Here is a 2,223-nt window from a genome sequence, read left to right as displayed (position 1 = left end):
ATCCCCTTTAGCTAAGAACAGCTTAAAGCTTTCTCTCAGTATAGTCTCTTTTGTGGTCTTCATTTCTTATTCGCCATATAGAGCGTTATGTTTTCGTTTGTAAAGATTGAGATAATTTTTGTCACGACCAAACTTTAAGAGGACTATTATTAGGGATGAAACTTCTTGTGTTCCAGTCATTCTGTACTTAGAAATGCGTACCTCTGTAGCATCATAAAGAGATCAATGGACGTTACAGAATGAGGAAGAGACCTCCTTGATTCCGGGGACGCACAACGGATGACCTCGGTGGCAATAGAGCTGACCCCGATCCGTTATCGGTGAAAACTATTACCGGTAATAGAGAACACTAATACCGGTAATAGGCGCAACTATTACCGGTATTAGATTTGCCCGAGAGAGCTCGCGTGCTCGCGTCCTGATAATCAGCCGTCTCTACAAGGTGCCCCTACTCGTACTTCTGCCGCAAGTGAGCATTACCCCGGAGTGCTCGCTGTTTTGCAAGGGTGACGAGGAGGGGTAGCAGCCCGGACGATGACCCCGGGTACGGCGGCGGGCTGCTTTTTCTTTTTGTCGGGGAGATAAGTTATCTTTGTGGGAAGGGGGAGAGGGTGGACCGATCCACCCGATACTGAGACACGTACACTATCCGGACTTACTTCATGCGAGAAGACGATACCATCACTGCTGCGTTCCTCGACTTTGGCAGCCACACGATCAAGGCGGCCCTGGCGGACTGCAAGGCGGACGGCACCTTTACATTCCGTCAGCAGAGCACGGTCGAGTCGGAGGGACAGATCCGCCGCGGCATCATTTATAATCTCAAGGAGGTGGCGGCGAAGACCGACGAGCTCCTCCGACAGCTCTCACAGCTCGCCGACTGCCCCATAGACCGAGTCTACGCCGGGGTCAATGGGCAGAGCCTCCACTCCGACATGCACGAGGCCGAGCTGACACTCGGTGAGCCACGCGAGATCACGGAGAAGGATATGGACACGCTGCGACTGCAGACGGCGGACGAGGACTTCGACAGCCGATACATATCGATCGCTGACGATGTCACCCCCGCCTACTACGTGGACGGCAGCTGGACAAATAACCCGGTCGGCGTGCAGGGATCCAATCTCAAGGTAAGCTACCAGCTGCTCCTAGCCCGTGAGGAGCTGGATCGCAATATCCGGCGCGTGCTGGAGGAGAAGCTGGCTCGCCAGACGGAGTACCTGATCCCGGCGACGATCATGAGCGACCTCTTCCTCACCACGGAGCAGAAGCGCTTCGGCTGTGCCCTGATCGACTTCGGTGCCGAGTGCACGACCGTCTCGGTGTACAATAGAGGGCAGATGGTCGGCCTGCGTGTGATCCCGCTCGGCGGCGATGCGATCACCACCGACCTGACCGACATGCACATCTCCCTTATGGAGGCGGAGCGGATCAAGACGAAAAACGGCTCCACTCTCTCTGCCTCCGAGGAGGAGACGAAGGGCGAAGTGGTGGTGCAGACCGCCAACGGCATGACGTCGAAGAGCCTGCCGCTCCGCGAGGTGAATCGGTACATCCGCGCCCGCTCCACGGAGATTGTGCGCAATATCTCGACCTACATCAATGCCCTCCTCCCCGAGCACAGCCTCTCCGGCATCGTGATCACAGGCGGGGCATCCCGCATGACCGGCCTGAGGGATCTGCTGACGAAGGAATTTAATGTAAAGGTGGACTTTGCCTCCTCCATCCTCGGGCGCTACGGGCGAGACAACAGCTACTACATCGAGAATCCCGAGTGGCACTCCGTCTACAGCATGGTCTACTACGTGGCTCAGGACCTCGCTGCCACCTACGTTCGCCCCGAGCCGGCAGCGCAGGAGCAGGCACCGACCGCTCCCTCCGAGCAGCCTGTGAAGAGGTCGACCCTGGAGACCACTTCGGCCGGGAGCGACTTCCCGGAGGATCAGCTACCGGATGACGCCTTTGCCGGTACGACACAGGTACTAATCGACGTGGAGGAGATAGAGACGAAGGCGCAGGAGCCGCCGAAGAAAGTCTCTCGCCGCAGCGGCAAGAAGCAGAAGGATAAGGGCAATGGATTCTTTGCCAAGCTCTTCAATGGCGGGCTCATCTTCCCCGAGGATGATGTCGACGAGTGATCTCTACCTTTTTTATCATAGATACGTATCGGACTTATGAGCGAATTACTCAATATCAGCAGCAAAAAAAAGGATGAGATCCCGA

General features: G+C 56.2%; 1 protein-coding gene. It reads left to right on the top strand.

What is annotated here, in order from left to right:
* Positions 1-662: 662 nt before the first annotated feature.
* The gene (gene ftsA / locus Q0F21_RS07380; protein ID WP_297238729.1) at positions 663-2,138 is read left to right on the top strand and encodes a cell division protein FtsA; all 1,476 of its coding nucleotides are present in this window, start codon (positions 663-665) and stop codon (positions 2,136-2,138) included.
* Positions 2,139-2,223 lie beyond the last annotated feature (85 nt).

Origin of the sequence: uncultured Porphyromonas sp., from assembly GCF_934359325.1 — a bacterium.
GTDB lineage: Bacteria > Bacteroidota > Bacteroidia > Bacteroidales > Porphyromonadaceae > Porphyromonas_A.
This window is presented reverse-complemented; position numbering and strand designations above follow the sequence as displayed.

Bases quoted from the DNA above. Each gene is read 5' to 3' on its own strand.
- ftsA (WP_297238729.1), top strand. From the start codon at position 663: ATGCGAGAAGACGATACCATCACTGCTGCGTTCCTCGACTTTGGCAGC.